This is a genomic window from Clostridium sp. AM27-31LB (assembly GCF_003480745.1).
Taxonomy (GTDB): Bacteria; Bacillota; Clostridia; order Lachnospirales; family Lachnospiraceae; genus Butyribacter; species Butyribacter intestini.
In genome coordinates this window covers 211,024-234,761 of sequence record NZ_QUJS01000002.1, presented here as the reverse complement: position 1 = coordinate 234,761, position 23,738 = coordinate 211,024, and the positions used below count along the sequence as shown (strand labels likewise).

At 36.8% G+C, this 23,738-nt stretch carries 18 protein-coding genes and 1 riboswitch; of the genes, 2 read left to right on the top strand and 16 right to left on the bottom strand.

Features of this window, described 5'->3' with window-relative positions:
• Window positions 1-348: 348 nt before the first annotated feature.
• Window positions 349-1,575 carry an argininosuccinate synthase gene (locus tag DW721_RS04600; RefSeq protein ID WP_118744973.1) on the top strand — a complete coding sequence of 409 codons (1,227 nt, stop codon included), beginning with the start codon at window positions 349-351 and terminating at the stop codon, window positions 1,573-1,575.
• Window positions 1,576-1,745: 170 nt separating this feature from the next.
• Here the strand turns inward: DW721_RS04600 and DW721_RS04595 are convergent, their stop codons facing one another.
• From DW721_RS04595 to DW721_RS04570, 7 genes are all read right to left on the bottom strand, one after another.
• Window positions 1,746-2,477 carry a histidine phosphatase family protein gene (locus DW721_RS04595; protein ID WP_118744972.1) on the bottom strand — a complete coding sequence of 244 codons (732 nt, stop codon included), beginning with the start codon at window positions 2,475-2,477 and terminating at the stop codon, window positions 1,746-1,748.
• A 118-nt stretch (window positions 2,478-2,595) separates the two neighbouring features.
• Window positions 2,596-3,507 carry an SseB family protein gene (locus DW721_RS04590; protein WP_118744971.1) on the bottom strand — a complete coding sequence of 304 codons (912 nt, stop codon included), beginning with the start codon at window positions 3,505-3,507 and terminating at the stop codon, window positions 2,596-2,598.
• A gap of 34 nt (window positions 3,508-3,541) precedes the next feature.
• Window positions 3,542-6,277 carry an alkaline phosphatase family protein gene (locus tag DW721_RS04585; RefSeq protein ID WP_118744970.1) on the bottom strand — a complete coding sequence of 912 codons (2,736 nt, stop codon included), beginning with the start codon at window positions 6,275-6,277 and terminating at the stop codon, window positions 3,542-3,544.
• Window positions 6,278-6,526: 249 nt separating this feature from the next.
• Window positions 6,527-7,375, bottom strand: a complete 849-nt coding sequence (locus DW721_RS04580) for a YhfC family glutamic-type intramembrane protease (RefSeq protein WP_022015395.1) — start codon at window positions 7,373-7,375, stop codon at window positions 6,527-6,529.
• A gap of 51 nt (window positions 7,376-7,426) precedes the next feature.
• Window positions 7,427-7,591: a hypothetical protein gene (locus DW721_RS16000; protein WP_182436211.1), complete on the bottom strand. Its 165-nt coding sequence runs from the start codon at window positions 7,589-7,591 to the stop codon at window positions 7,427-7,429.
• A 96-nt stretch (window positions 7,592-7,687) separates the two neighbouring features.
• Window positions 7,688-8,923 carry a flagellin lysine-N-methylase gene (fliB, locus tag DW721_RS04575; RefSeq protein WP_118744969.1) on the bottom strand — a complete coding sequence of 412 codons (1,236 nt, stop codon included), beginning with the start codon at window positions 8,921-8,923 and terminating at the stop codon, window positions 7,688-7,690.
• Window positions 8,924-8,925: 2 nt separating this feature from the next.
• Window positions 8,926-9,438 (bottom strand): NUDIX domain-containing protein, encoded by a 513-nt coding sequence (locus DW721_RS04570; protein WP_022015397.1) that lies wholly within the window; start codon window positions 9,436-9,438, stop codon window positions 8,926-8,928.
• 478 nt (window positions 9,439-9,916) lie between these two features.
• Here DW721_RS04570 and DW721_RS04565 point away from each other — a divergent pair, with 478 nt between their 5' ends.
• On the top strand, window positions 9,917-10,837 hold the full coding sequence (locus DW721_RS04565) for a precorrin-6B methylase 2 (RefSeq protein WP_022015398.1): 921 nt from the start codon (window positions 9,917-9,919) through the stop codon (window positions 10,835-10,837).
• Window positions 10,838-11,047: 210 nt separating this feature from the next.
• Here DW721_RS04565 and DW721_RS04560 read toward each other — a convergent pair whose 3' ends face one another.
• The 9 genes from DW721_RS04560 to DW721_RS04520 all read right to left on the bottom strand — a co-directional run bounded on the left by DW721_RS04560 (window position 11,048) and on the right by DW721_RS04520 (window position 23,718).
• Window positions 11,048-11,557: a YqeG family HAD IIIA-type phosphatase gene (locus DW721_RS04560; protein ID WP_022015399.1), complete on the bottom strand. Its 510-nt coding sequence runs from the start codon at window positions 11,555-11,557 to the stop codon at window positions 11,048-11,050.
• Between the two features lie 113 nt (window positions 11,558-11,670).
• Window positions 11,671-12,135, bottom strand: a complete 465-nt coding sequence (gene ribE, locus DW721_RS04555) for a 6,7-dimethyl-8-ribityllumazine synthase (protein ID WP_022015400.1) — start codon at window positions 12,133-12,135, stop codon at window positions 11,671-11,673.
• 147 nt (window positions 12,136-12,282) lie between these two features.
• Window positions 12,283-13,485: a bifunctional 3,4-dihydroxy-2-butanone-4-phosphate synthase/GTP cyclohydrolase II gene (locus DW721_RS04550; RefSeq protein ID WP_118744968.1), complete on the bottom strand. Its 1,203-nt coding sequence runs from the start codon at window positions 13,483-13,485 to the stop codon at window positions 12,283-12,285.
• A 39-nt stretch (window positions 13,486-13,524) separates the two neighbouring features.
• The gene (ribE, locus tag DW721_RS04545; protein ID WP_118744967.1) at window positions 13,525-14,202 is read right to left on the bottom strand and encodes a riboflavin synthase; all 678 of its coding nucleotides are present in this window, start codon (window positions 14,200-14,202) and stop codon (window positions 13,525-13,527) included.
• 91 nt (window positions 14,203-14,293) lie between these two features.
• Window positions 14,294-15,373: a bifunctional diaminohydroxyphosphoribosylaminopyrimidine deaminase/5-amino-6-(5-phosphoribosylamino)uracil reductase RibD gene (gene ribD, locus DW721_RS04540; protein ID WP_243035943.1), complete on the bottom strand. Its 1,080-nt coding sequence runs from the start codon at window positions 15,371-15,373 to the stop codon at window positions 14,294-14,296.
• A 196-nt stretch (window positions 15,374-15,569) separates the two neighbouring features.
• A riboswitch (FMN riboswitch) is annotated at window positions 15,570-15,704 on the bottom strand.
• A gap of 46 nt (window positions 15,705-15,750) precedes the next feature.
• Window positions 15,751-16,149 carry a hypothetical protein gene (locus tag DW721_RS04535; protein ID WP_147355381.1) on the bottom strand — a complete coding sequence of 133 codons (399 nt, stop codon included), beginning with the start codon at window positions 16,147-16,149 and terminating at the stop codon, window positions 15,751-15,753.
• Window positions 16,150-16,739: 590 nt separating this feature from the next.
• Window positions 16,740-21,845: a leucine-rich repeat protein gene (locus DW721_RS04530; RefSeq protein ID WP_182436210.1), complete on the bottom strand. Its 5,106-nt coding sequence runs from the start codon at window positions 21,843-21,845 to the stop codon at window positions 16,740-16,742.
• Between the two features lie 418 nt (window positions 21,846-22,263).
• Window positions 22,264-22,545: a hypothetical protein gene (locus tag DW721_RS04525; RefSeq protein ID WP_022015556.1), complete on the bottom strand. Its 282-nt coding sequence runs from the start codon at window positions 22,543-22,545 to the stop codon at window positions 22,264-22,266.
• Window positions 22,546-22,707: 162 nt separating this feature from the next.
• Window positions 22,708-23,718 carry a nucleoid-associated protein gene (locus DW721_RS04520; protein ID WP_022015555.1) on the bottom strand — a complete coding sequence of 337 codons (1,011 nt, stop codon included), beginning with the start codon at window positions 23,716-23,718 and terminating at the stop codon, window positions 22,708-22,710.
• Window positions 23,719-23,738: the final 20 nt, after the last annotated feature.

Genomic DNA, 23,738 nt, shown 5'->3' with positions numbered 1-23,738 from the left:
TTCACTTGCATAATTATTCAAACAGATGTATATTTATTAACAGAATATCATTTATGATATGTTTTTTATCAGATTATCAGGATATGTTTAGTCAGGTGGATATTCATAATCTGCGTTGCTATTTGCCTGATAATATTAAATCTGATAAAACTTACTAATCATTTTTTGATTTTTTTGTAAAAAGTGATTGCACAGTACATACTTTGAGATTATACTTTATATGTACAAGTACAACGAATAATTTATGTATCAAAGATTTGATTTTCGTTGTGCCCAAAAATGTGATGATGCTTTGCACACCACATTAAAGTAAGAAATTTAAAATAAACTCTAGGAGGAAATTGATTTATGAAAGAAAAAGTAATTCTTGCCTATTCAGGTGGTCTTGATACTACAGCTATCATCCCCTGGTTAAAAGAGACTTATGGTTATGATGTTGTCTGCGTTTGTATAGATGTCGGACAGGAAAGCGAACTTGATGGACTTGACGAGAGAGCTAAAGTCTGCGGTGCTGCAAAACTTTATATAGAAGATGTTATTGATGAGTTCTGTGACGATTATATCGTTCCTTGTGTTCAGGCACATGCAGTATATGAAAACAAATATCTTCTCGGAACATCTATGGCTCGTCCTCTTATCGCAAAGAGACTTGTCGAGATTGCACGCAAAGAGGGAGCTACAGCTATCTGCCACGGTGCTACCGGAAAAGGAAACGATCAGGTTCGTTTTGAGCTTGGTATCAAAGCACTTGCCCCTGACTTAAAGATTATCGCTCCGTGGAGAGATGACAAGTGGAAACTCCAGTCCCGTGAAGATGAAATTGACTTCTGCCGTGCACATGGAATCGACCTTCCTTTTGCTGCAGACAGCAGCTATAGCCGTGACAGAAACCTCTGGCACATCAGCCATGAGGGACTTGAACTTGAAGATCCTTCAAATGCACCAAACTACGATCATCTTCTCGTGCTTGGTACTACACCTGAGAAAGCTCCTGATGAGGGCGAGGTCGTTACAATGACATTTGAAAAGGGTGTTCCAAAGTCAGTAAACGGCAAAGAAATGAAAGTTTCTGATATTATCCGTGAACTTAACACTCTCGGCGGAAAACACGGTATCGGTATCGTTGACATTGTTGAGAACCGTGTCGTAGGTATGAAATCACGCGGTGTGTATGAGACTCCGGGCGGCACAATCCTCATGGAAGCTCATCAGCAGCTTGAGGAACTCATCCTTGACCGTGATACATATACAGTAAAGAAAGATCTCGGAAACAAATTTGCAGATGTTGTCTACGAGGGAAAATGGTTTACACCATTGCGTGAAGCTTTAGAAGCGTTTGTAAAAGTTACACAGGAATATGTCACAGGTGAAGTAAAGTTTAAACTTTACAAGGGTAACATCATCAGAATGGGTACAACTTCTCCATATTCTATGTATAGTGAGTCTATTGCATCATTTACAACAGGTGAACTTTACAACCACAAAGATGCCGAAGGATTTATCAACCTCTTTGGTCTCTCTCTCAAGGTTCGTGCCATGAAACAGGGTTCATATGAGAAACTTGACGATAAATAAATCACTTAGCTTGTGCTGATTTTATTTGATAACAAATAATGTAGCCAAAGTTAAAAATATTAAAAAAATTCCTTGAGTTTCTTTTAATGGAAACTCAAGGAATTTTTTATGTACCGTATCTTTCACAATACTTATCTGTTCTTTATGATTTTTTCTGCTCTGACACTCTGTTACATATCACCATTTGGTGCAAGAAATGTACTTCTCATAAGCTCAGGATATTTCTCTAAATGAGCAAAATCGTTAAATCTGTCAAGATAAAAGCCGTGCTTTTTCTCGTCAAAATGAATCTGTGTTATACTACAATTTTCCAGTGATGTACCAAACATAAGACGCTTTGCGAAATCACCACCAAACAATGCACATAATAATATCCTGATAACTCCACCATGTGTAACTACAGCAATGTTTTGTTTTCCGCTGTCTATCCACTCATGCAAAACCGGCATTACTCTCTCTAAAACCTGAGGACCATTCTCGCCGTCAGGATACCACATCTCTGCATTTGGAACAAAAAATTCGCCGACATACTCATTTACCTCATCGAGTGCTGTTCCTTTCTGGCTCTTTCCCTCCATAAAGTCATTAAGCTGTTCTTCATAATATTCTTTATAAAAACGCTTTACCTCTGAATCATGAACTCCGGTAAGACTTCCGAAATCTATCTCGGCAATACCCGGGCGTATCTTGATATTATCTGCTAACTCCGGACAATCTTTGAAAGCAACCTGTGCAGTTTCGACAGCTCTTTTTAGGTCACTTGAATAAAGTGCATCTATCTTATAATTTTTCATGCGTTCGCCGAGAAGTTCAGCCTGTCTTATACCCTCTGCCGATAATGGCACATTTACATTACAATCCGTACTGTTTTGTCTGCCATGGCGTATCAAATATATAATCATAGTTTATTCTGTTTTTTTTTCCTTTCTATAGTTCCCATAGCGAATATCTCACGAGAACATACCTTACCCTTTTTACTGATAAATGTAAACAAATTTCTGATTGCCGCCTGCCGTTCTGTTAATCTGCAGTCGCAATATCAATAATGCTCTGGAGTTCCATTCCTTCGTCTGGAGCATCCCCAAGAGATTCAACTTTCTGTTCATCAGTTACTTCATAAAGTTTATTCGGTTCACCATCTCTGCTTTTTATGATTGCAAAATATCTTGATTTCTTTTCAGCAGGATTCCATGCTATAAAGATTGATATAGCCATTTCCGGATACTGTTTATCTGTTGGTGTTGTTATTCTTATAAGCCTTAATGTATCACTGATATTTAATATCATAAAGTCATAATCATCTGCACTATATGGGCAATTTTCTGCTTCTGCATATGGTTCTTCAAAAAGTTCTACAATACATTCGCCCTGTCTTTTGCAAAGATCTTCTATATATGTCTCACCCTCTGTATGTATCTTATGAGGGAATACTCTTGACTCCATCTGCTGTCTGATAACGGCATGAAGCTGTGCTTCCGTAAGCTGTGGTTTCTGTTCTTCGGGTGTATTTCTTGATACATTCATAACAATATTCTGATTAAAAGGGTTTATAACGGCTGCCGTAATGTCCTCTATTGATGACATTATATCAAGACATGCTTTAAAAGGAAGATTTAATGTGATAGGGAACTTAGGTACACCCTTTCCTTTCTCCATCTCCTCCTCTGATGTAAATACCGGAAAGAACTTTGAGCCATTGTCATTCTGGAGAACACAAGGCTGTGGCTGTGCTCCATCAGGTATAGGTGATTCAACACCGGGATTTTCCATCATCTTCTTTAATATTGCAGGATCTGTATCTTTTGGCATCGTTGCAGGTACATATACAAATGCCTTTCCTAGTGCCTCAGTAAGTTGTGCTGCCAGCTCATTTGACTGTTTTTTCTTCATTTCATCTAATAATTTTTCAATATTACTGTTGTCAGTTGCCATTTCTACCTCCACTTAAGTCTTTTAAACCTCTATTTTATTTGCCAAACAATTTTTCTTTATCAGTATCACTATAATAACCATACTGTAGTATATCATAATCGTCAAGCAGTTTCTTTATATTGTCTGGCTCATCACTTCCATAATTGTGCCAGTTACCGTCATTATCCATATAACCGTTTACATTCACGACAGGGATAGTCTGAGACACTTTTTCAACATATTTATTGTATGTCGGAAGCTCTATTCCAGCTGCCTTTAAAAGCATATTTTCAAGAGTATTATTGCCAATAACTACATCTGACGCACTTCCTATATCATAATTTGCCCACAGTACAAAAGGTGTCGCATATCTTTTCTGAATATCCGAAATCTCCCACTCATCCTGTTTTTTGCCTAACAGCTCCTCGTAAAATTCTGTCTCGATAGAAGGCTGATGATCTCCGAACATACATATGATCGTCGGCTCATCCTGCTTCTTGAAATAATCAATAAGATACTTAAAAGCATTGTCAGACTCTTTCGTCGAAGAAAGATATTCATTTGTTTCCGTATAATACTTGCCTTCAACCTCTACCGGTTCTTTCCAGTTTGTATTTGTAAGATAACCTCCATGATTCTGAATAGTTACATTAAACAAGAATAAAGGCTTACTCTTATCACGCTTGTTATAAAGTTCTATCAACTTTTTATAACTTTCTTTATCACTGATATAGCGTATATACTCAGGGTTTTTAAAGTCATCTATAGATATGAACTTGTCAAACTTCATACTGTTGTAGGTCGTTATTCTGTTCCAGTTCTTAGCACTACTTGGATGTATCGCATCACAATCATATCCGAGAGTCTTTAAATACTGTGAAATCGAATATGTTGAGTCGTGCATAAATTGCTGATAAACATTACATCCACTTGGGAAAAATTTCATTGTATTTCCCGTCATGGCTTCAAATTCAGAGTTGCTTGTACCAGCTCCAAAAACAGATACATAATCAAGACCTGATATAGTATTATCTTTCATGCTGTGTATAAACTCTAATGGATCTCTGTTATAATTAACTTTTCCTATTTTTGAAAAATCCGCAAGACTCTCATTCATTATATAGATAATGTTAGGCTTTTTGCCATTAAGAGTCGTATTGATCTTAAAGTCACTGTTTGAGATAACCTTTCTCGATGAAGTCTCCTCTACCGATGTAATATTATCTTTTTTTGTTTCAGCTATTATCTTTTTTACCTTTTCCTGTGAATATCCGGCAGGTTTTGAAACCTTAAGATAATGCAGGTTTATAAAATAATTCATGTAAAATCCGTTTTTCTGGCATGAACCCACTTTATTCCAGACATCATCAGTAATCTTACACGCCTCAAGAATAGGAGTATTATACATTATACCTATCAAAATCATTCCGGCAAAAACAGGAACAGCTCTTCTTATTATATTAATCTTAAGAGTTTCTTTCGGCTGTTTTTTAATTGCTATCCTGAAAACAAACAAATTCCATATAAAGAATGCCGGAACTATTATAAACTGTGCCGGTGATAAGCTGAATGTATAATGGTCAGCAACCTCTGTTGCAGTCGCCACACCAAGTATATCAGCCGGTAAAAAAGGTGTTCCTCGTACATTCATAATAAACAGGTTTGCAAGACCGATAGGGAACATCACAAAGTTAAGTATGAGCATTGAAAGTGATGCCCTGCGGCATATACCATATATCAGAAGCTCGATTGAAAACAGTAACAGCCATGTAAACGGCCACACACCCGGACGCATAAGTTCAAGCGAACCGTTCATTGACTCAAGCATTAAAAATACGATAAGCGGATTTAAGACAAATGCCGCTTTTCGTACAATGACAATAAATTTTTTGTGTGCAAGACACCATTTTACAATGCCTTTAACACTAAATGTATGTTTTTTGCCATACTCCTGTTTTTTATTATGCTTTTTAATATATGCCTTTTTCTTCTTATCCTTTTCCTTGTCAAACATTGCCTTTTTAGAATATTTAATCTTGGCATCCTGACTTTTAGTTTTGTCATTTTTCTGCTCACCGTTCCCGGCTGTATTTTCATGCTGTTTTTTCTTTTTAAGTTCTCTTAAATATCTCTTTCTGTAAACAGCAGCCATATCTGATATATGTTCAAAACATAATACAAACAATATCAATATTTCAATCAACATAACAATCAGCGGGTACACCTGCCTGAAACGGTATGTATAACGGATGTTAAGTGATTTTGCATGTGTCTGCATTTTAAGTGTTGACATATAAGTATTTGGATTAGTACGATTTGTCGTATTTAATGTAGGAATTGCCGCATATGAATTTCCCTTAGAGCTGCAAGTTATTCTTATACAGCAGGTAACACCCTTAGGAATCGTAACTGTATTATCCATCTTTATCGGATAGTCCTGATTTGCCTTAATCTTATCAACTGAAATATCTGTATTATATACAATATTATTATTTCCATCTGTCATCTGGATATGGAGTGTATCCCCAACATCATTTCTCTCAAATGAACCAAAACTTAAAACAAAACGTGAAAGCACAACCTTTCTGTTAAATGAAAATTTCTGCCTTATTATCTCTTCGTTGTCAATAATTCCTATAACGGCACTGTTTGTATTACCAGCCTCAGTAGTAACTGACTGTTCTGACATAAGAGAACCGGTAAGAAATACCTGTATGCTCAATATAATTATAAGAAGTATTGCAAATACCACCACTCTTTTTTTGTTAAATCTAAAATATCTATATAACATCTTATAAACCTTCCAAATTTTTTTGATTTAAAATAATGCACCAAAATATTTCTGCCTTAAATATCTGAATTTAAAGAGTCAATATGCACCAGCTACTATAATAACTGTATTCTGCCATTTTTGTCAATGTGTGAACCTTACATGTTTTTTACAAAATTCTTAATTTTTGACATCTGTTTTCCAACAAACTATTTTGACATACCTTCTCAAAAATATTTTACAGATATTTTTAATGCCGCTCACGGTATTTCATCCGAGTTTCTTTCCTGCAATATCAAAATCTTTTTCTTTGCTTACAGTTTTCTTTTTCGGCAGACTCTTATATACATTGTAAGCAAAAATGCATACCACGATAGAATATGCTATGGAAAACAGTTCAGAACCGAGTCTTGGACACACATCCCTCTGGTAAAGTGCCGCCGGTATATTTCCCAGCGTATGTAATACTATCGCAATAGCGATATAACGGTTGTTATTAACTTCCCTGACTGCTTTAAACACAAGGACAGACAGTGCTACCTGCAAAAACATTATGAAAAATCTCTGTCCACCTGCAAGCAGGCTTTCACTAAGAGTCATATCCTTTATTGCATTTATAAGTTCCGTCATTGCGGTCTTTGAAGCCTTGTCAGGCAATGTATTTATGACTGTGTCAATTTTATTTTGATTTATAAGCTGAGCATAGGCATAGTATTGAAGCTGTGTAATACCAAGTGCTATTATACACTCAATACCTCCATGTCCAAGACCATATGATATAGCTGTCTCATTATCGTCTGTGTGTTTAGTAAGGAAAAATTTAAAAGCGACAAATCTTCCCGCCTCCTCAAAAACTGCTGCCATCAGACTTACATATAATGCATAAGCAATGGCATTTCCGGTTATAAACTCCGAAATTGGATTTTTAGTATGTAGAAATATCATATTAGGAACAGACTCAAAGCAGAAAGTAAACAAAAGAAATACTCCCATGCCCACAAATGACGGAACTATACTTTTTTTAGTCCTTACTTTCCATGCCAGAATAAAGACGAACGGTATCACAAAACCGAGAACCGCCATCTGCATTATCAAATTAACCATACCACTAGAAATCATAATTCACCTCATATTTTTTATTAAAAAGCAAAATGCTGGTTTTGCTCTTTTTTATTTGAACGGATATATATGGTTCTTTTCCATATAATCTACCGATTCAGCCAAATCTTTATACCCTCTGACTTCAACAAGAACAGATGGGGTAATATCTGAACTTTTGCACCAGTCATCATAAACTGACCAGTTAAATTTACCACTTCCGACAGGTAAATGCAAATCCTGGTCTGCATACCTTTTTCAAACGAATATAAACATTATAAAAATATTTAGTCTTATATCTGACTGTTATTTTTATAATAGCATTTATCATTTTTACAGCAGCTTAAAAATATTATCAAGTGAAAATCTTGGATTTCTCTGCATAAGGCTGTCCCACTGTTCCATATTTTCATCGGAGTTTTCGACCTCCCTCACAAACCAATGGGCATATTCAACCTTGTCCTCCATTGTAAGAGTCTTATCATTTTCAAGCCAGCACATAAACCACAATTCCTTTATGATAAGCGTGTTGACAACAGCCATCTTTATCTTGGCAAGAAGTGCTCCGTCATAAGCTGACTGACAGCAGTAAACATATGTGAAATAAAAAAGTAACTGCTCTATCTCAATATCATCCGTGACTGCTTCAAATTCTTTATATGACTCAAGATATTCCTTGTTATCCATCTGCTGCCTTATATTGAGGACACTCTGAAGATACGGAATCCATGTAGGTTTTAATGCTTCCATAGTACAAAGCGTAAATATCATATCGCTGAGTATTTTTTTCTTATCCTCCTCGTCATCTAACATAAACCAGTCAGACTCCTCGCTCTTTTCGATATTTTTGCACATTTTTTCAAATGCATCTGATTTTTTATAATATTTTAATATTTTTTCAATATCCCCTAATTCCTCATCAGTAAAACTATTTTTCTTTGCAAACAGCTTATCTAAAAATCCGGTATTTTTATTCCTTAAACTTTTTGCTCTTATGCGTCTTTCTATATCATGTGATATTCCGAGAGAGAGAGCCATCCTCTGTGAAATTGTAAGTTCTCTGTCCTGCTGTAATTTCAAAAGATTGTCTCTTGTTTTAAGTAAAACATCAAAAAGTTCATAGTCAAATTTCTTGTCTTTATCGCCCGGCTCATCAGTGTCTTCATAAATTATCCGTACCGGCTCTTTTCTCTCCAGAAGCTGTCTGCACGCTATCGGACAGGTTATCGCAAGTGAACGCTCTCTCACATCAGGATATACCTCTTCATGACGCGGATGCGTATAACAAGTCTCACAAAGGTAATCCTCACCAAGCTCGGCAACAATGTCGCAGAGATTGTCCTCGTTTAAAAATTCGCATCTGTTTTCCTCACCGTGTGGACATATATCTCCGGTCTTTTGGTCTATCTTTTCTGCCATACGCTTTCCCAGTTCACCGGTAACATGTTTATACTTTCTAAGTGTTTTTTTATCAACGGTAATCTGCCATATATGACAACAACTGTCTGAACAGGCTTTTCCTCCAATACAGACAAAATCTTTAAAATAATCAGGATAATAGTAACGCATATCTACTCAAAAGCCTCCTTAATGCTGTCATAATGTAAAAATATTCCCTCATTTGCAAATTCTTTAATTTTATTTACATCGGTTATCATAAAATCTTTTGTCTCTGCATCCTGAAGTTTTATATCTGAATCAGTAAAATCCATTTCAAATCTGTAAACATCTACAAAATAATTATCACCCTCCGACGGATTTTCCCTGTGGTATGAGAATAAAAAGCCGCCTTTGGCACCGTTTACATCAAGCCCCGTTTCCTCAAGGATTTCTCTCTTTATTGCATCCTCTGAGTCCTCTCCTGCCATAGCTGCTCCGCCTGATATTTCCCACCAGCCCGGTGCCCATGCCTTATCCATTGCACGCTTTGTTATAAGAAACTTTCCGTCAGGTCTTTTTATGACACCGAGAACCGTAAGGTGGTATTCTCCCTCCTCAAGACACCAGTCATTTCTTTTCATCGTGCGTCCGGTTCTTTTCTTATCTTTATCATAAATATCCCACATTTCAACTTTTTCACTCATTATCTGTATTCCTCCGGTTATTTTAATTTTATGCCGGTTAATGTTAAATCACCGGCTATTTTTCCATCAGCTTTGGCAGATGTTTTAAACATTATGTAACAGTTCAACCTTGCATTTCTTACATTCATAAACCTGCCAGCGAGCTGTCAGTCGCTGCTTTGCAGCTTTTGTTTATTTCATTATTAACCCTAAAAACAGGGTTTATAGCATTACAAATCTGTGGTATAATAGTTCTTAAATTTACAGATATTATATAGATTTGTAAAATAATCAAGCTTACCAATCATGAGAAATTTATATATTATTCATATTTTCTCATGATTACATGATGATGTTTAGTCATCCCCCGGATATGGGTTTGTACATAAACATACCTTGCTATCCGGCTTTGACCCTAACATCATATGATTATACTATAAAATTGTCACAAATTAAATATGAATTTTCAAATTAAATATCAATGAGGTGAATTTAAGGTATGGATAATAACACTTTTTCAAATGAAACGATTCTTGCATGGCTTAACTTTTTTTCAAACGGTACACTTATCGACCTTGAACATGTAAAAATTCTTGATATTACAAGAAAAAATAAAAATGTTGTTCCAACAGTCGAAGCCCACAAGACAACACTCGTCTTTACAAAGGCTGGCGATGATGATATATTTTATCGTCTTTGGAACGCAGGACTTGGTGATTGTGAGGTATGGTTTAACGAGGGCAATGTCCCCATTGGCAAAATCTATCACAAAAAAGTTTCCGATATGATAAACCGTGGCATAAATGCATCAGCAGGTATGCTGATAATCAATAAAGCCGCAAGAAATACGGCAAAGATAGGACTTTCAAATGAGCTTTTCCAAAAAGGCTCTATACATTATGTAGGAAGTGAGATACGTTCTATCATTCTAAATAAAATGACTATAGCACCACAGGATAATATCTGTGTTATAAGTGGAGAGAGTATCGCCATAGAAGCAGCTATGCTCGCATCTGAGGGCAATGTCACAGCCGTCGAGTACAGCAGTGCAGACAGAAACACTCTTGAGGACAATATCGAACACTTCTGTCTGCACAATATAAATATTGTCGACCATGTCGATGAGAAAACCATGAAAGACTGTCCCGTACCGGATGTTGTTTTTATGGTAGCATCTGCAAGCATGGATCAGGAACTCGATTATTTTATAAGGGTAAATCCAAAAGTCCGTATAGTAATCTATACACTTGATTTTACGGTGGCAGCAGGTATAAAAAATACTTTAGAACCCTTTGGCATAATAAATCCTGAGATAATACAGGTAAGTGTATCAACCTTAGAAAGTAATAATATGTTCAAGCAGCAGCCGGCACCGTGGATAATATCAGCAAAAGTAGAGAGATTTCTGCATATTGTATAATACATAATATATATAAATATTTTCACTATGTTTGATATAAAAATTTTGTATTTAACTGATACCGCAGAATACTATCTTGCATAATACTTTATATATGGCAGGCAAAAAGAGATAGAAAAGCAATATTATACTATGTTTTTCTATCTCTTTATATTTTTGTATGTTAAGCTGGTTTTGCTCTTTTTTATTAAGTCTTAAACAGTTATTATGCTAAGCCTGAGCCTTTCTTTTTGTCTTATTGTATTCGCCAAGCACTATCTTTTCTAACTTGCGTTTAAGCACTATCTGAATTTCTTCATGCTTTGCTATCGGTTTTACAAGTATTGAATGAATACCTGCTTTATTTGCCCCCCAGATGTCTGTAAAAATCTGGTCGCCTATAAAAAGAGTATTTTCACGGTTTGTTCCCATAATCTCCATACCCTTTTCATAGCCTGCTTTTGATGGCTTTCCGGCTTTATATACATACTCAGACTCTAATGCATCAGCAAGCGGCTTCACCCTATAGTCCTTATTATTTGATATGATACATGTTTTAAAACCCATCTCCTTGAGATTTTCAAACAACTCGATAGCAGGAAGCGTAACCGGCTGGTCATGCTCCACCAGAGTATTGTCAACATCAAAGAGTATTCCTCGATAACCCTTATCATAAAAACCCTCATAGTCTATTTGGTACGCCGAGTCATAATCCTCACTGGGATATAAATTTTGAAACATTTTATTCCTCATTTCTGCACATATTTTTTAATCAAGTTTGTGTCAAGTGTGCACAGACACAAATCTTTGGTGTGAAAAATTTAAACAATAATAGCTATGGGTATTTTAGATGATTATAACTGTTTTGTCAAATTTGCCATTTCAATAGCACTAAGCGCACAGTCATAGCCTTTGTTTCCTGCCTTTGTTCCGGCTCTCTCTATCGCCTGCTCAATATTGTCTGTTGTGACAACACCAAAAAGTACCGGTATCCCTGATTCAAGTGATACACTTGCAATTCCCTTTGCAGCTTCATTGCACACAAGGTCATAGTGGCTTGTTGCACCTCTTATAACAGCACCAAGACATATAACGGCATCATATTTTCCTGACATAGCCATTTTCTTAGCAATAACAGGAATTTCAAAAGCTCCCGGTACCCATGCAAATGTGATATTGTCATCCTCAACACCGTGACGCACAAGACCGTCTCTTGCACCTGAGATAAGTTTGGAAACGATAAATTCATTAAATCTCGCTCCAATAATACCAACTTTCATTCCTTCTGCTGCAACTAAATTTCCCTCTAATGTTCTCATAATTTTTATCTCCTTATCTTTAATTTTTATAATAGGTGATTAAGTGATTGCGAAACTAATTATGTTGTGATGATTGCGAGGCTATTAGAAATAATCCCGCAGGCACGCTTTCGCAAATTTTTTCTTAGTGAAATGATAATACTTATATCATATATTTAGCAGGTGTCCCATCTTCTCTTTTTTCGTTTTAAGATAGAACATATCATATTTGCCGGGTTCCATTTCAATAGGGACTCTTTCTACTATCTTAAGGTTGTAACCCGCAAGTCCGTAAACCTTTAACGGATTGTTTGTCATAAGTTTAAGTTCATGGATACCGAGGTCTACAAGTATCTGTGTTCCTATCGTATAATCTCTCGCATCTTCCGGAAAGCCGAGTTCAAGATTTGCCTCGACCGTATCACGCCCTTTATCCTGAAGTTCATAGGCTCTTATCTTATTTATAAGTCCTATTCCTCTGCCCTCCTGACGCATATAGAGTAATACTCCTCTGCCCTCTTTTGCTATCATCTTCATCGCAGCGTCATACTGCTGGCCGCAGTCACATCTTGCAGAGCCTAAAGCATCTCCCGTAAGACACTCTGAATGTACTCTGCAAAGAACAGGTTTTCCGTCCGTTATGTCACCTTTTACAAGGGCAACATGATGTTCACCGTTTAATTTATTTACATAACCATAAATTGTAAATTCACCGTATCTTGTAGGCATCTTTGCTTTTGCAACACATTCCACAAGAACTTCATGTTCTTTTCTGTACTGCACAAGATCTGCTATCGTTCCTATTTTAAGTTCATGTTTTTTAGCAAACTCCACAAGGTCAGGTGTTCTTGCCATTGTTCCGTCATCTTTCATTATCTCGCAGCAAAGTCCGACCGGCTTTAGTCCCGCAAGTCTTACAATGTCCACCGTAGCTTCGGTATGACCGTTTCTCTCCAAAACACCGCCTTTCTTTGCTTTTAATGGGAACATATGACCCGGTGTTCTGAAATCAGACGGCTTTGCATCATCCTCAACAAACTTCATTGCCGTTATTGAACGCTCATATGCCGAAATACCGGTTTTTGTGTCAACATGGTCTATTGAAACAGTAAATGCCGTACAGTGATTATCCGTGTTTACTTCACACATCTGTGGCAGCAAAAACTTTTCGGTATATTCCTCAGACATTGGCATACAGATAAGCCCTTTTGCGTAACTTGCCATAAAGTTTACATTTTCATTTGTGGCAAACTCAGCGGCACATATCACATCGCCCTCATTTTCTCTGTCCTCATCATCTATCATGACTACTATTTTGCCGTTTTTTATATCCTCTAATATCTCGTCAATAGTATTAAATTTATTGTCCATTTTAAACCTCTCTTTCTGCATACATTTTTATGCATAGTGTCAAAAACCGTTTTCAGTAAGAAAATCCATTGTTATATTACTTTTTGTACTTGTGGCAGTTTTGTTGTCAAACGGTGATTTTTGTGAAGTGTTAAAATTCATCAGTCTCTCAACATATTTTCCTACTATATCATTCTCAAGATTTACAATATCCCCCGGTTTCTTGGCAAGAAGTGTTGTCTCCTCACCAGTGTGTGGTATTACCGATACCGAAAAACTGTCATCCGTAAGTTTTGCCACCGTGAGACTTATGCCATCGATTGCAATAGAACCCTTTTCAACAATATATTTGAGCAGTTTGTCAGGTGTCTCTATCTCAACCCATACGGCATTATCCTCACGCTCCAGTGAGCGTATAACTCCTGTGCCGTCAATATGACCCGACACTATATGACCGCCAAATCTGCCGTCAGCTGCCATCGCCCGTTCAAGATTGACTTTGCTTCCATGTTTTAAAGTACCAAGAGAACTTCGTCTTATCGTCTCAGCCATAACATCAGCCGTAAATTTATTTCCGCTTATTGAAGTAACCGTCAGGCACACTCCGTTCACCGCTATGCTGTCACCGATTTTAGTGCCTTTAAGCACTTTGTCTGCAATTATCGTAATAATGGCAGATTTATTACCATTTGCAACCGATTCTATTTTCCCTGTTTCCTCAATTATTCCGGTAAACATTTTAATCACTTCTTTCTGTTTTTAACTATTAAAACATATCTTATATATACTTTTATTATAAAACTCATTATTTTGTTTTCATAACAGCCTTTTAAATATCACAGTCTATAAGAATATCATCACCTATATGCGTAATATTCATATTTTTACATATATATGCCTCTGACGGAACCGCCACGCTTTCACCTTTCACCGGGTTGTATATGCCACTCCCACCAAATATTTTTGGTGCTATATATGCCTGAATGTGATTTACTATTCCTGCTTTTAATGCACTCATATTTAATGTTCCACCGCCCTCAAGCAGCAAGCCGTCTATTTTTCTCTCACCGAGTTTTAACATAAGGTCACAAAGGTCAACTCTGTTATCCTGTTTTGCTGTCTTTAGGACTTCTATCCCCTGCTGTTCAAAAAATTTAATAAGTTTTTCATCTTCTGAAACAGTGGCTATGATAGTTGGAACTTCAAATGCAGTCCTAACGATGTTGCAATCTTTTGGTGTTCTCAAATTGCTGTCACATATTATACGAACGGGATTTACACCTCCATCAATACGGCAGGTAAGATTTGGGTTATCATTGATAACAGTTCCTACACCCACCATTATTCCTTTAAGTGCATTTCTAGTATATTGCACATTTTCTCTAGCCGTTTCTGAAGTTATCCACTTGCTTTCGCCATTGTCACACGCCGTTTTTCCATCGAGCGTCATCGCATATTTCATCACGACATATGGTGTTTTATGGGTTATGTAGTGGAAAAACACGGGATTTAGAGCATCACACTCTGATTTCAAAACTCCTATCACAACATTTATACCGGCATCTTCTAGTTGCTTTATGCCTTTTCCCGCAACAAGCTCGTTTGGGTCATCAGAACCAACATAAACATTTTTAATGCCATTCTCGATAATCGCCTGTGTGCAGGGCGGCTGTTTTCCATAGTGACAGCACGGTTCCAATGTCACATACATATCCGCTCCCTTTGCACTCTCTCTTAACTTTGAAAAAGCATCTCTCTCTGCATGAAGAGCACCGTATTTTGCATGATAGCCTTCTGATATCACTTTGCCGTCCTTAACTATAACTGCTCCGACAAGAGGATTAGGAGAAACCTTTCCGACACCTTTTGCGGCAAGTTCTATAGCACGCCGCATATACTTTTCATCCATATATACCTCCATTTATGTATCAAAAAGTATGCACACTTTTGTAATTTTTACGGGGTTTTTCTGAACAAGCATTTTACTATACATAAAAAAGAAAAACCCTGAAAAATTTCAAGGTTTTTATAAGATAAATTCTATAAGATATTTTAATATAATCAAATCTGATACTATCAAAATAAATATTATACATAAACTGTATATCTAATTTCTCTCATCCAGACTATACTGTCGGCTTTGGAATCTCACCAAATCATGCCTGTAAAGGCTTGCGGGCTTATCCATCAAATATGAAAATACCGCCGGTGGGGAATCGCACCCCGCCTTGAAATTAAATACAGTATATACCTGTGCTATTAAGTTGTCAAGACTGGTATGATTTTTTATTTGACAGCTTGTAAATTAGCTTTTATAATATCCTTTATTTCTTCCTCACCCAACTCCACAATATCCATTATCTGTTCTGTCGTATAACCTTTTTTATACATATTCATAACAACCTTTTCACTTTTTTTATTCTCACCTCTTGCCTCGGCTCTTTCTTCTATTCCTAAACTCAGATTACACATAACACTCACATCCTCTCTTAACTCTGTATTGGTCGGAATATTATACTCTTTCTCAAGAATATCAAATTTTTGATTTCCTTGTACTTGATTTGAAAGCAATGCACAAATCAAACGATGCAGTTCATATCGCTCGTCTTTTTCCGGAAGTTCATTTGTTATCCCTATCATCACGATATTTAATAAATCAATATTTCTTTTTTGAGATAATAACAATTATATTTACTTATTTCAATCTGTATTTTTCACATATTGTCCCTTATTTTTTGTATACTTTTCACAATAAAAATCCCAAAATAATGAGATTTGATAAGATTTGAAAACTTTAGACGAAATTTTGTTTATTTTCCATTATCATTTTCGTGATTTTAGATAAAATATTAAAAATTTTAATGCTGTAAAACACAGCAGCCAGTCTATAGTGCATAATTTGTCAGACAGTATCAATCTTACCTTCCCCATAATATAAAAGGGCAAAACCAGCATTTTGTCTTGGCATCCACACTACATTACGAGCATTTTTCTATACGTTAGTAAAGGAGCAGCACACTGTTGATTTTCTTAGTATGCTACTCCTTGCTTAATCATTTAAAGTTTATTTTTTGCGATTTCAGACTCCCGTATTAAAAGTCCAGTCTTAAAATCTAACTTTCAGCATTTAACATTCAAGGTTTGCTTTTTGCGATTTCAGACTTCAACATCAAAAGCCTGGTCTTAAATTCTAACTTCCGGCTTTCAACACTCAAAGTTTATTTTTCGCAATTTCTAACTTCCGTGTCAAAAGCCTTATCTTTGTCAGCGAAGCCCTATTTCTTCTTTTTGTAAGCAAACTTAACTTTCTTTGCCCCTGCTTTCTTTATCAGCTTGACAATTTTGTTGTACTGTTTCTTATCTTTTGCCCGAACTGTTATCTTACAGTTTTTCTTTACTCCGCTGAAAGCATTCTTTCCGATTGATTTTATGGTATTTCCGTTTACTGTTATCTTACTGAGATTTTTTGCTTTGTAAAATGCCTTTGTACCAATCTTTGTTATGTTCTTTCCTAATGTTACGGTTTTTATCTTTTTGTTTCCTGCAAATGCACTTGCACCTACCGCCGTTACTTTAAGTTTTGTGCCGTTTACGGTTATCGTATCAGGTACTACCGCTTTTTTGGATGTTGTCTTTGTCTTACTGTATGTTACGGTTTTCTTCTTTACATCTGTTACTTTGTAAGATGCAGCATCCGACTTTTTGTTATTTTTGACAGGTGTTACTGTCTGATTTTTCTTAAGCGGTGTTTTTGTTGGTGATGCCGTGGCATTTGGATTTTTTGTAGGTGTCACCGTCTGAGCCGGTGTTTCCGTTGGTTTTACTGTCTCATCCGGATTTGAGCTTTCATTTGGTGACGCTGTACCTGTTGGTTTTACTGTCGCCGTCGGTTTAGGTGTTTTCGTCGGTTTAGGTGTTTTAGTTGGCTTCACCGTTGCCGTAGGCTTTGGTGTACTCGTCGGTTTTGGTGTCTTTGTCGATGCAGGTGTTTTTGTCGGTTTCGGTGTGGCTATTATGTCATAGTAAGCTGTTATCACCATATCACGATAAACACTTGTAAAGTCATCACTCCAGCGTGAGAATGTATAACCCTCTATTTCAGGTGCTTCCGGTGCCTCTGCCGCTTCACCGCTTCTTACATACTGAACCTTAAGTTCCGTCTGACCGTCTTTTGACTTAAATGTTACTTTATAAAGTTTTGTATAGACTGCTTTTACAACTATATCTCTTGTCACATTTGTAAAGCTTCTATCCCAGCCGGTAAATTCATAGCCTTCTTTTGCAGGTGCTTCAGGAGCCGTGGCATCCTGCCCTTTCTTTAATTCCTGTTCGGCAATAACTGTCTTTCCGTCACTGTCGGTGAATATTACCTTATAAAGTTTCTCTGCCACTTTTACATTAAATGTGTATGGCACATTGCAATAATTTATTGTTATCTTCTGCGTACCCTCTTTAAATCTGTCATAATCACATTCCTTGTCGTCAGGAACGGTCTTTGTGATGGTCTTTCCGTTTAATTTATACGATACCTTAAGTCCTGAGAGGTCAAGTTTTTCACCATATTTATACTCTGTCTTAAGTCCGTCTGCCTGATATTTCACATCTGTTATCGCATTTTCCATATTGTCATAAAGCTGAGGATATGAAAGTCCAGTCTCCTCGGCAGATACCCACACATTTGTGAAATCAAAACCTCTGAACGCATCTTCTGATTTTAACTCATCAGTTGTTCTTGCTGTTGTTGTTGAGTTCTTGTCATCACATGACTCTGCTCCCCTTGTATAGAGGTCGTTGCCCTCTAAATCCTTCTGCTGTTCATATACTGAGTAGAATACCGGCACTGAACCGCAGAGTATAGGGTATGTATGCTTGTTATCGCCCTGTATCTTACCTGTGTTAAAACAATATGCAACAGATCCGGAAGATGAACCAGTCGAGTAGCCCACAATTCCGGCTGCATATGCTATCGCGTTCTGGAACGGCACTGTCGGTGTCATCTCGTCAAGTTTCTTCATAATTGAGTCAAAAATACTATCCCCCGCATCAGGTGAAATAATAGTTATGTCTCTGTTTACATAACTGTGTATGTCACCTGCATTGTAGCAGTTTTTTATCTGTGTGCTGAGATATAATGCTCCGCATATTCCGCCTGACATAGTATTTGAATATGAATTTGTCGTAAGGTCGAACAATTTATATGTATTGCTTGTATAAGTATCAACCTTTGCAATATTGTAACATTTCTGTATAAGTCCATCCTGTGCGGCAACACCGCATATTCCACCTGAGGCATTGTAACAATTCAGTCCGCTCAACGCACTGTCTATAATATCTCCACCTGCATTATAATTACCATAATAACAGCGGTATGATACAACATTTCCCTTATTTACACAGGATGTGATATTTCCACGCTGCAAATATCCCGTAATTCCACCAAGAAATCTCGATGTAGGATTTACAGGCATCTCCTGTTCTTTTGACTCATATCCCACAAATGCGTTGTTTGTGCAATTTGTTATGTCCGCCTTTCCTGCATATCCTAAAATTCCGCCGACTGCAAGGTTTTCCTCGACTGTCTGTTTCGGTGATGAGAAGATAACTTTTCCGCTTACGCTTACATTCTCTACAGAAGCATTTGCACCTGTCTCCTCGTCACTGTCAACAAATCCGGCAAGTATCCCCGTGTGGATACAACATCCTGTAGCGGCATTGCTTACTGTGATATCTGCATCATTTATGTTTACATTTTTCAGCTTTCCACCCTCAACTCTGCCAAACAGACCAGTTGAAGTATAAGGTGTCTCGCCATTTTTTGAACCGTCAGTATTTCCTTTCATTGTAAGTCCCAAAATACTGTGACCGTTTCCGTCAAATATACCGCTGAATGAGCCCTGCCACTTTCCGTCAGTACCATATCCAAAAGGAATCCAGCCAAGTTTTCCTACATTTTTATCATCTTTTGTAACTTTTGAAAGGTCAATATCGCTCATAAGTTTATAATTGCCGCTAAGATTTTCTCTTATCTTAATGAAATCTGCAACAGAATTTATCTCTGTATAAACAATATCTTTTTCCTGTTCCTCCTTGCTTAAAGGAATTCTCGTCGGTGTTCCCTCCTGTTCCGTCACCTGCTTACTCCAGATGGCATAGAGCGTAACTGTCGGAGTCTTTAACCTGTCAAATGCAGTAATAATATTATTGCCGTCAGCACTCTCACTCCAGCCGACAAAATCATATCCGTCTTTTTCAGGCACAGGAAGTGAACCGTACTCGTGACCTATCGCCTTAGTTTTATCAGCATAGCCTGTACCAGCCGTAGTTAAGTCAAAAGAAACTGTTCCCTTCTGAACTTCTGAAAATTTGCATTTCAAATCGCCGCCCTGTGAATTAACAGACTCAACATAATCATATGCTGCACTGTTATCACCTGACGCATCATGTCTTGAACTATATATAGTTACGGTTGACTTTACATTTCTAAGCATAGAACTTTGGATGTTTTCAACTGTCTCAGGAATATAAAGTTCTTCAATATTTTTATCCGTATCAAAAACAAATCTTCCTATACTTTTAAGACCATATGGTAATGAAATATTTTTTAAAATTGTATCGAATGAAAATACACCATTTGGAAGTTCTGTAATACCGTCACCAAAAGACACTTTTACAAGTGATGTATTTTTTTCAAATGCATATTTTCCTATAGACTCAAGCCCGTCAGGAAGACTTATCTCAGTAACACTGTCATTATTGCTAAATGCCTCTCCTTCAATGGATTTTAATGTTTTTGGAAATTTAATCTCCGAATAACTCATAGGACTATCTCCGGAATTAAATGCACAATCACCTATAGTTGTAACTCCCTCAGGAATGATTACCTTTTCTAATGCCAAACAGCCTGAACAAGTATGTGCCGGTATCTCCTTTAAACTGTGTGAAAATCTGATTTCCATAAGATTTTCACATTCGTTAAATACAGCATTTTCCATCTTTTCTACGCTGTCAGGCATAATAACCTTTAATACTGTTTTATCTTTCTCAAATGCTCCATATCCTATCTCTTTTACTGTATCAGGTATGATAACAACAGGTTCATTTCCCTGATATTTTTCAAGCACGCCGTCCTCAATAACAAAGTCAGAGTCCTCTCCCTGATAGACAAGCTTTGTCTTTTCTTCTCTCTCCCACTTTGCATAAAGTGTATAATTGTCTTTATTTACTATTGTTGTGCTCACGACCTTTCTCTTAAATTTATCATCGGAATACCATCCCTTAAAAGTCCAGCCTGCAAGCTTTGGTGTAGGGAGCAGACCAAAACTCTGTCCCTTAACAAGTTCTTTTGAAGTCGTATCAACCTTACCGCCGCTTGCATCAAATACTGCTTTGGAATTATATGCTACTTCCTCGAACTTCCATGTATTCTGTATCTTTGTGGCGTTTGAAGCATATGAACCTTTTATACCCTGAATAGTATGTGCAGGCCATTCAACCTGATTGGCAAACCTTGGTGTCAGACTATCTCTTGTGAGATAATACACAGACGGTGGTATAAAAAATGTCTGGTCTTTTGCATTAGATGCGTCATATTTAAAATCTAAAGCTGAGCCATGTATCTGTTCAACCGTGTCAGGAATTTTAACTTCACTTACGCCTCCACAATGTCCAAATGCGTTGCCTTGTAAATTTGTAACTCCCGCCGGAATTTTAAGTGTTCCTTTTAAACCGCTGCTATAAAATGCACCTCCACCTATATAGCGAAGACTCTCCGGAAATTCAATGGTATTCAATGCACTTGTACCATCAAAGGCACCATGTCCTATATAACAAAGCCCCTCTGGAAGATTAATCTTGCCAAGCTTGGCACAACCGGAAAACGCTCCCCTTGTAATCACTTTTATACTGTCAGGCAGCTTAACTTCCGTCAATGTTTTACAACCAGCAAACATTGACTTTCCAATACTTGATATTTTTGTCTTAGAAAGGTCTATCATCTGCAGACTACGACACCCTCCAAAGGCACCGTCACCTATCTCTTTGATACTATTTGGCATATTTATAATTGCTAGATTTTCACAACCATTAAAACAATAACTATCCAATATCTGAACAGAGTCAGGCAGTATAATCTGTTCTATAGTTTTATTTCCTGAAAAAGCATCACTATCTATCTCCTTAACCCCATCAGGCACTTTTATCACTGCCGCCGTGCCGTCAATCCCTTTTAACACACCGTCAGCCGTGATGTCAAAAGTCACTTTTGCATCGGCGTGTATCGTTGATATGCTCTGCGATACCATACATAAAAGCACCACCGCAAAAGCCATCGCAAAATATCTGCCGACAGCAGCCACCTTTCTGTAATTTTTTTGTTTTTTCATCTTTTTTGTCTCCTTTCTGTGTTGGTATTTTTTAGGTGATTGCGAAACTATCATAATCTGCGATTAAATTGTGCAAATATAATTAGTTTCGCAATCACCTATTGGTATTATTTCTTAAAATTTGATATGAAATTATAAAAATATTCTTAACAAGCATATTTTATGCCAGTTAAGAATATTTGTCAACTTTTTCCACAAAAAAAAGAGTCGCTTGTGACTCTTTCACGCCTGAGCAGAATTCGTAGCATTTACTTCTTTTCCGCAAAATGCACATCCTCACGGAGTGTTTTTTATGTTAATAAAAAGGACACTTCCACATACTATGCTCAAATACTACCGTATCAGACCAAAAGTATATGGAAGTGTCTTATTATTTTGGATATTTTTCTTTTTACAATATTTTCGATTTCAAAAATATTTACTCCCAAATCTCGTCTTCCTCTATAACATGAATTTCCAGATAGTCAAAATCTATTCCCTCGATAAAATTATCACTGTCAAAGCGTGTTTTATCCATCTTTTTAAATTCTTTTATATTTTTATCAAGCCATATCGGACGACCGAGGTCAAATGTATAGCATACCTCGTCCAGACTGTCAAACACCTTTTTTGTTCTGTTTTTCTCTTTTGACGGGTCGGTTATCGTAATATCATCTAACATCCTGTTGTCTTTAAATTTCTTTGCCCACAAACGAAACATTATTTTTCTCCATTCTTTTTAGCTTATCTTCTTCTAATAATCCATTTTGCATTTTTTTAAATAAAAATCCTCTATCGCTTAAAACTAAATCCTCTTTATAATTAGCCAAGCCTGTTTTATAATTATCAGCCACCCCATAATTTAAACAATATCACTATATTTTTATCTGGTTGATATTTTATTGATATTCTTTATCATAACCGATATAGTTCCATCAGGATTTGATATAAATTCAACCTGGTTTATGTCCTGATACTGTTCCATTGGAATATTTATCTCTATTCCGGTATCTGTCTTTAAAAACTGTTTTTCAAATTTCTTTGTCGTTGCACTGCTCTGTGGTTTTACTTCGGCTTTTTCCATATGATATTTTTCCATTTTTGCATCAAATTCTTCTTTTATATCAGGAGTTTTGCCATAAAGCTTTTCGCTTATCTTTTCTACATTGACCGCACCTGTCTCCTCGATTTCCTCCTTTATAATGCGTTTAGCCTCCATCTGCTTAACAGGTTCTTCCTCAAAATGCTTTTTATTGACCTGCTCAACAGCTTTTGTGACTATAGCAAGTTTTGACTTGGACGACATAGCTGCATGGCAGTTAAGATAAAGCTCCGAAAGATAATTACATTTTTCTCCGTTTACCTCATATTTTTTCTCTATTATATTTACCGTATAATCGCCAAGGTTTATTATAACCGCTTCTGAAAGTTTTGATGAAGATGCAGGGAGCGTCGAGCGGTATTTAATAATACTGTTTACATTACCGCTCTCCTCTGCCTGCGTCATATGGACAAAACTCTCTTTATAATTCATTTTTAAAATGGCAAGATACATAACGCTGTGTAGACTGAACGACAAAACGGCAAGATCAGCTGATGGGATAGCGAGGTTGCTGTTCATTATATCGTATAATCTTTTTGTAATATCCTTGCTGAAATCTATAAAATCGTCCTCCGAAAAATCTTTAAGCAGCTTGTAAATATCAGAACTTTCCTCATCAAAATAGCATTTCTTCATATCGTCACCTGACATTATCTTAAAAATATGCCCGGTAAAAAATTCGTTAAGATCCGGTGTAATGTCAAGCTGCTGCTCCGAATAAACGGGATAGCCAAGCTCACCATCAAGAATATGTACTATCCCTTTTCTCAAAATAATTTCATCCTGCTGCATCGTATCTCTCCATTTCCAAA

Coding starts and splice junctions, on each gene's coding strand:
- fliB (WP_118744969.1), bottom strand. CDS start 8,923: ATGCGTTACTATTATCCTGATTATTTTAAAGATTTTGTCTGTATTGGA.
- DW721_RS04570 (WP_022015397.1), bottom strand. CDS start 9,438: ATGAGTGAAAAAGTTGAAATGTGGGATATTTATGATAAAGATAAGAAA.
- DW721_RS04580 (WP_022015395.1), bottom strand. CDS start 7,375: ATGATTTCTAGTGGTATGGTTAATTTGATAATGCAGATGGCGGTTCTC.
- DW721_RS04530 (WP_182436210.1), bottom strand. CDS start 21,845: ATGAAAAAACAAAAAAATTACAGAAAGGTGGCTGCTGTCGGCAGATAT.
- DW721_RS04525 (WP_022015556.1), bottom strand. CDS start 22,545: ATGTTTCGTTTGTGGGCAAAGAAATTTAAAGACAACAGGATGTTAGAT.
- DW721_RS04520 (WP_022015555.1), bottom strand. CDS start 23,718: ATGCAGCAGGATGAAATTATTTTGAGAAAAGGGATAGTACATATTCTT.
- ribE (WP_022015400.1), bottom strand. CDS start 12,135: ATGAGAACATTAGAGGGAAATTTAGTTGCAGCAGAAGGAATGAAAGTT.
- DW721_RS04550 (WP_118744968.1), bottom strand. CDS start 13,485: ATGGACAATAAATTTAATACTATTGACGAGATATTAGAGGATATAAAA.
- DW721_RS04600 (WP_118744973.1), top strand. CDS start 349: ATGAAAGAAAAAGTAATTCTTGCCTATTCAGGTGGTCTTGATACTACA.
- DW721_RS04595 (WP_118744972.1), bottom strand. CDS start 2,477: ATGATTATATATTTGATACGCCATGGCAGACAAAACAGTACGGATTGT.
- DW721_RS04590 (WP_118744971.1), bottom strand. CDS start 3,507: ATGGCAACTGACAACAGTAATATTGAAAAATTATTAGATGAAATGAAG.
- ribE (WP_118744967.1), bottom strand. CDS start 14,202: ATGTTTACCGGAATAATTGAGGAAACAGGGAAAATAGAATCGGTTGCA.
- DW721_RS04560 (WP_022015399.1), bottom strand. CDS start 11,557: ATGTTTCAAAATTTATATCCCAGTGAGGATTATGACTCGGCGTACCAA.
- ribD (WP_243035943.1), bottom strand. CDS start 15,373: ATGGATGAAAAGTATATGCGGCGTGCTATAGAACTTGCCGCAAAAGGT.
- DW721_RS04565 (WP_022015398.1), top strand. CDS start 9,917: ATGGATAATAACACTTTTTCAAATGAAACGATTCTTGCATGGCTTAAC.
- DW721_RS04585 (WP_118744970.1), bottom strand. CDS start 6,277: ATGTTATATAGATATTTTAGATTTAACAAAAAAAGAGTGGTGGTATTT.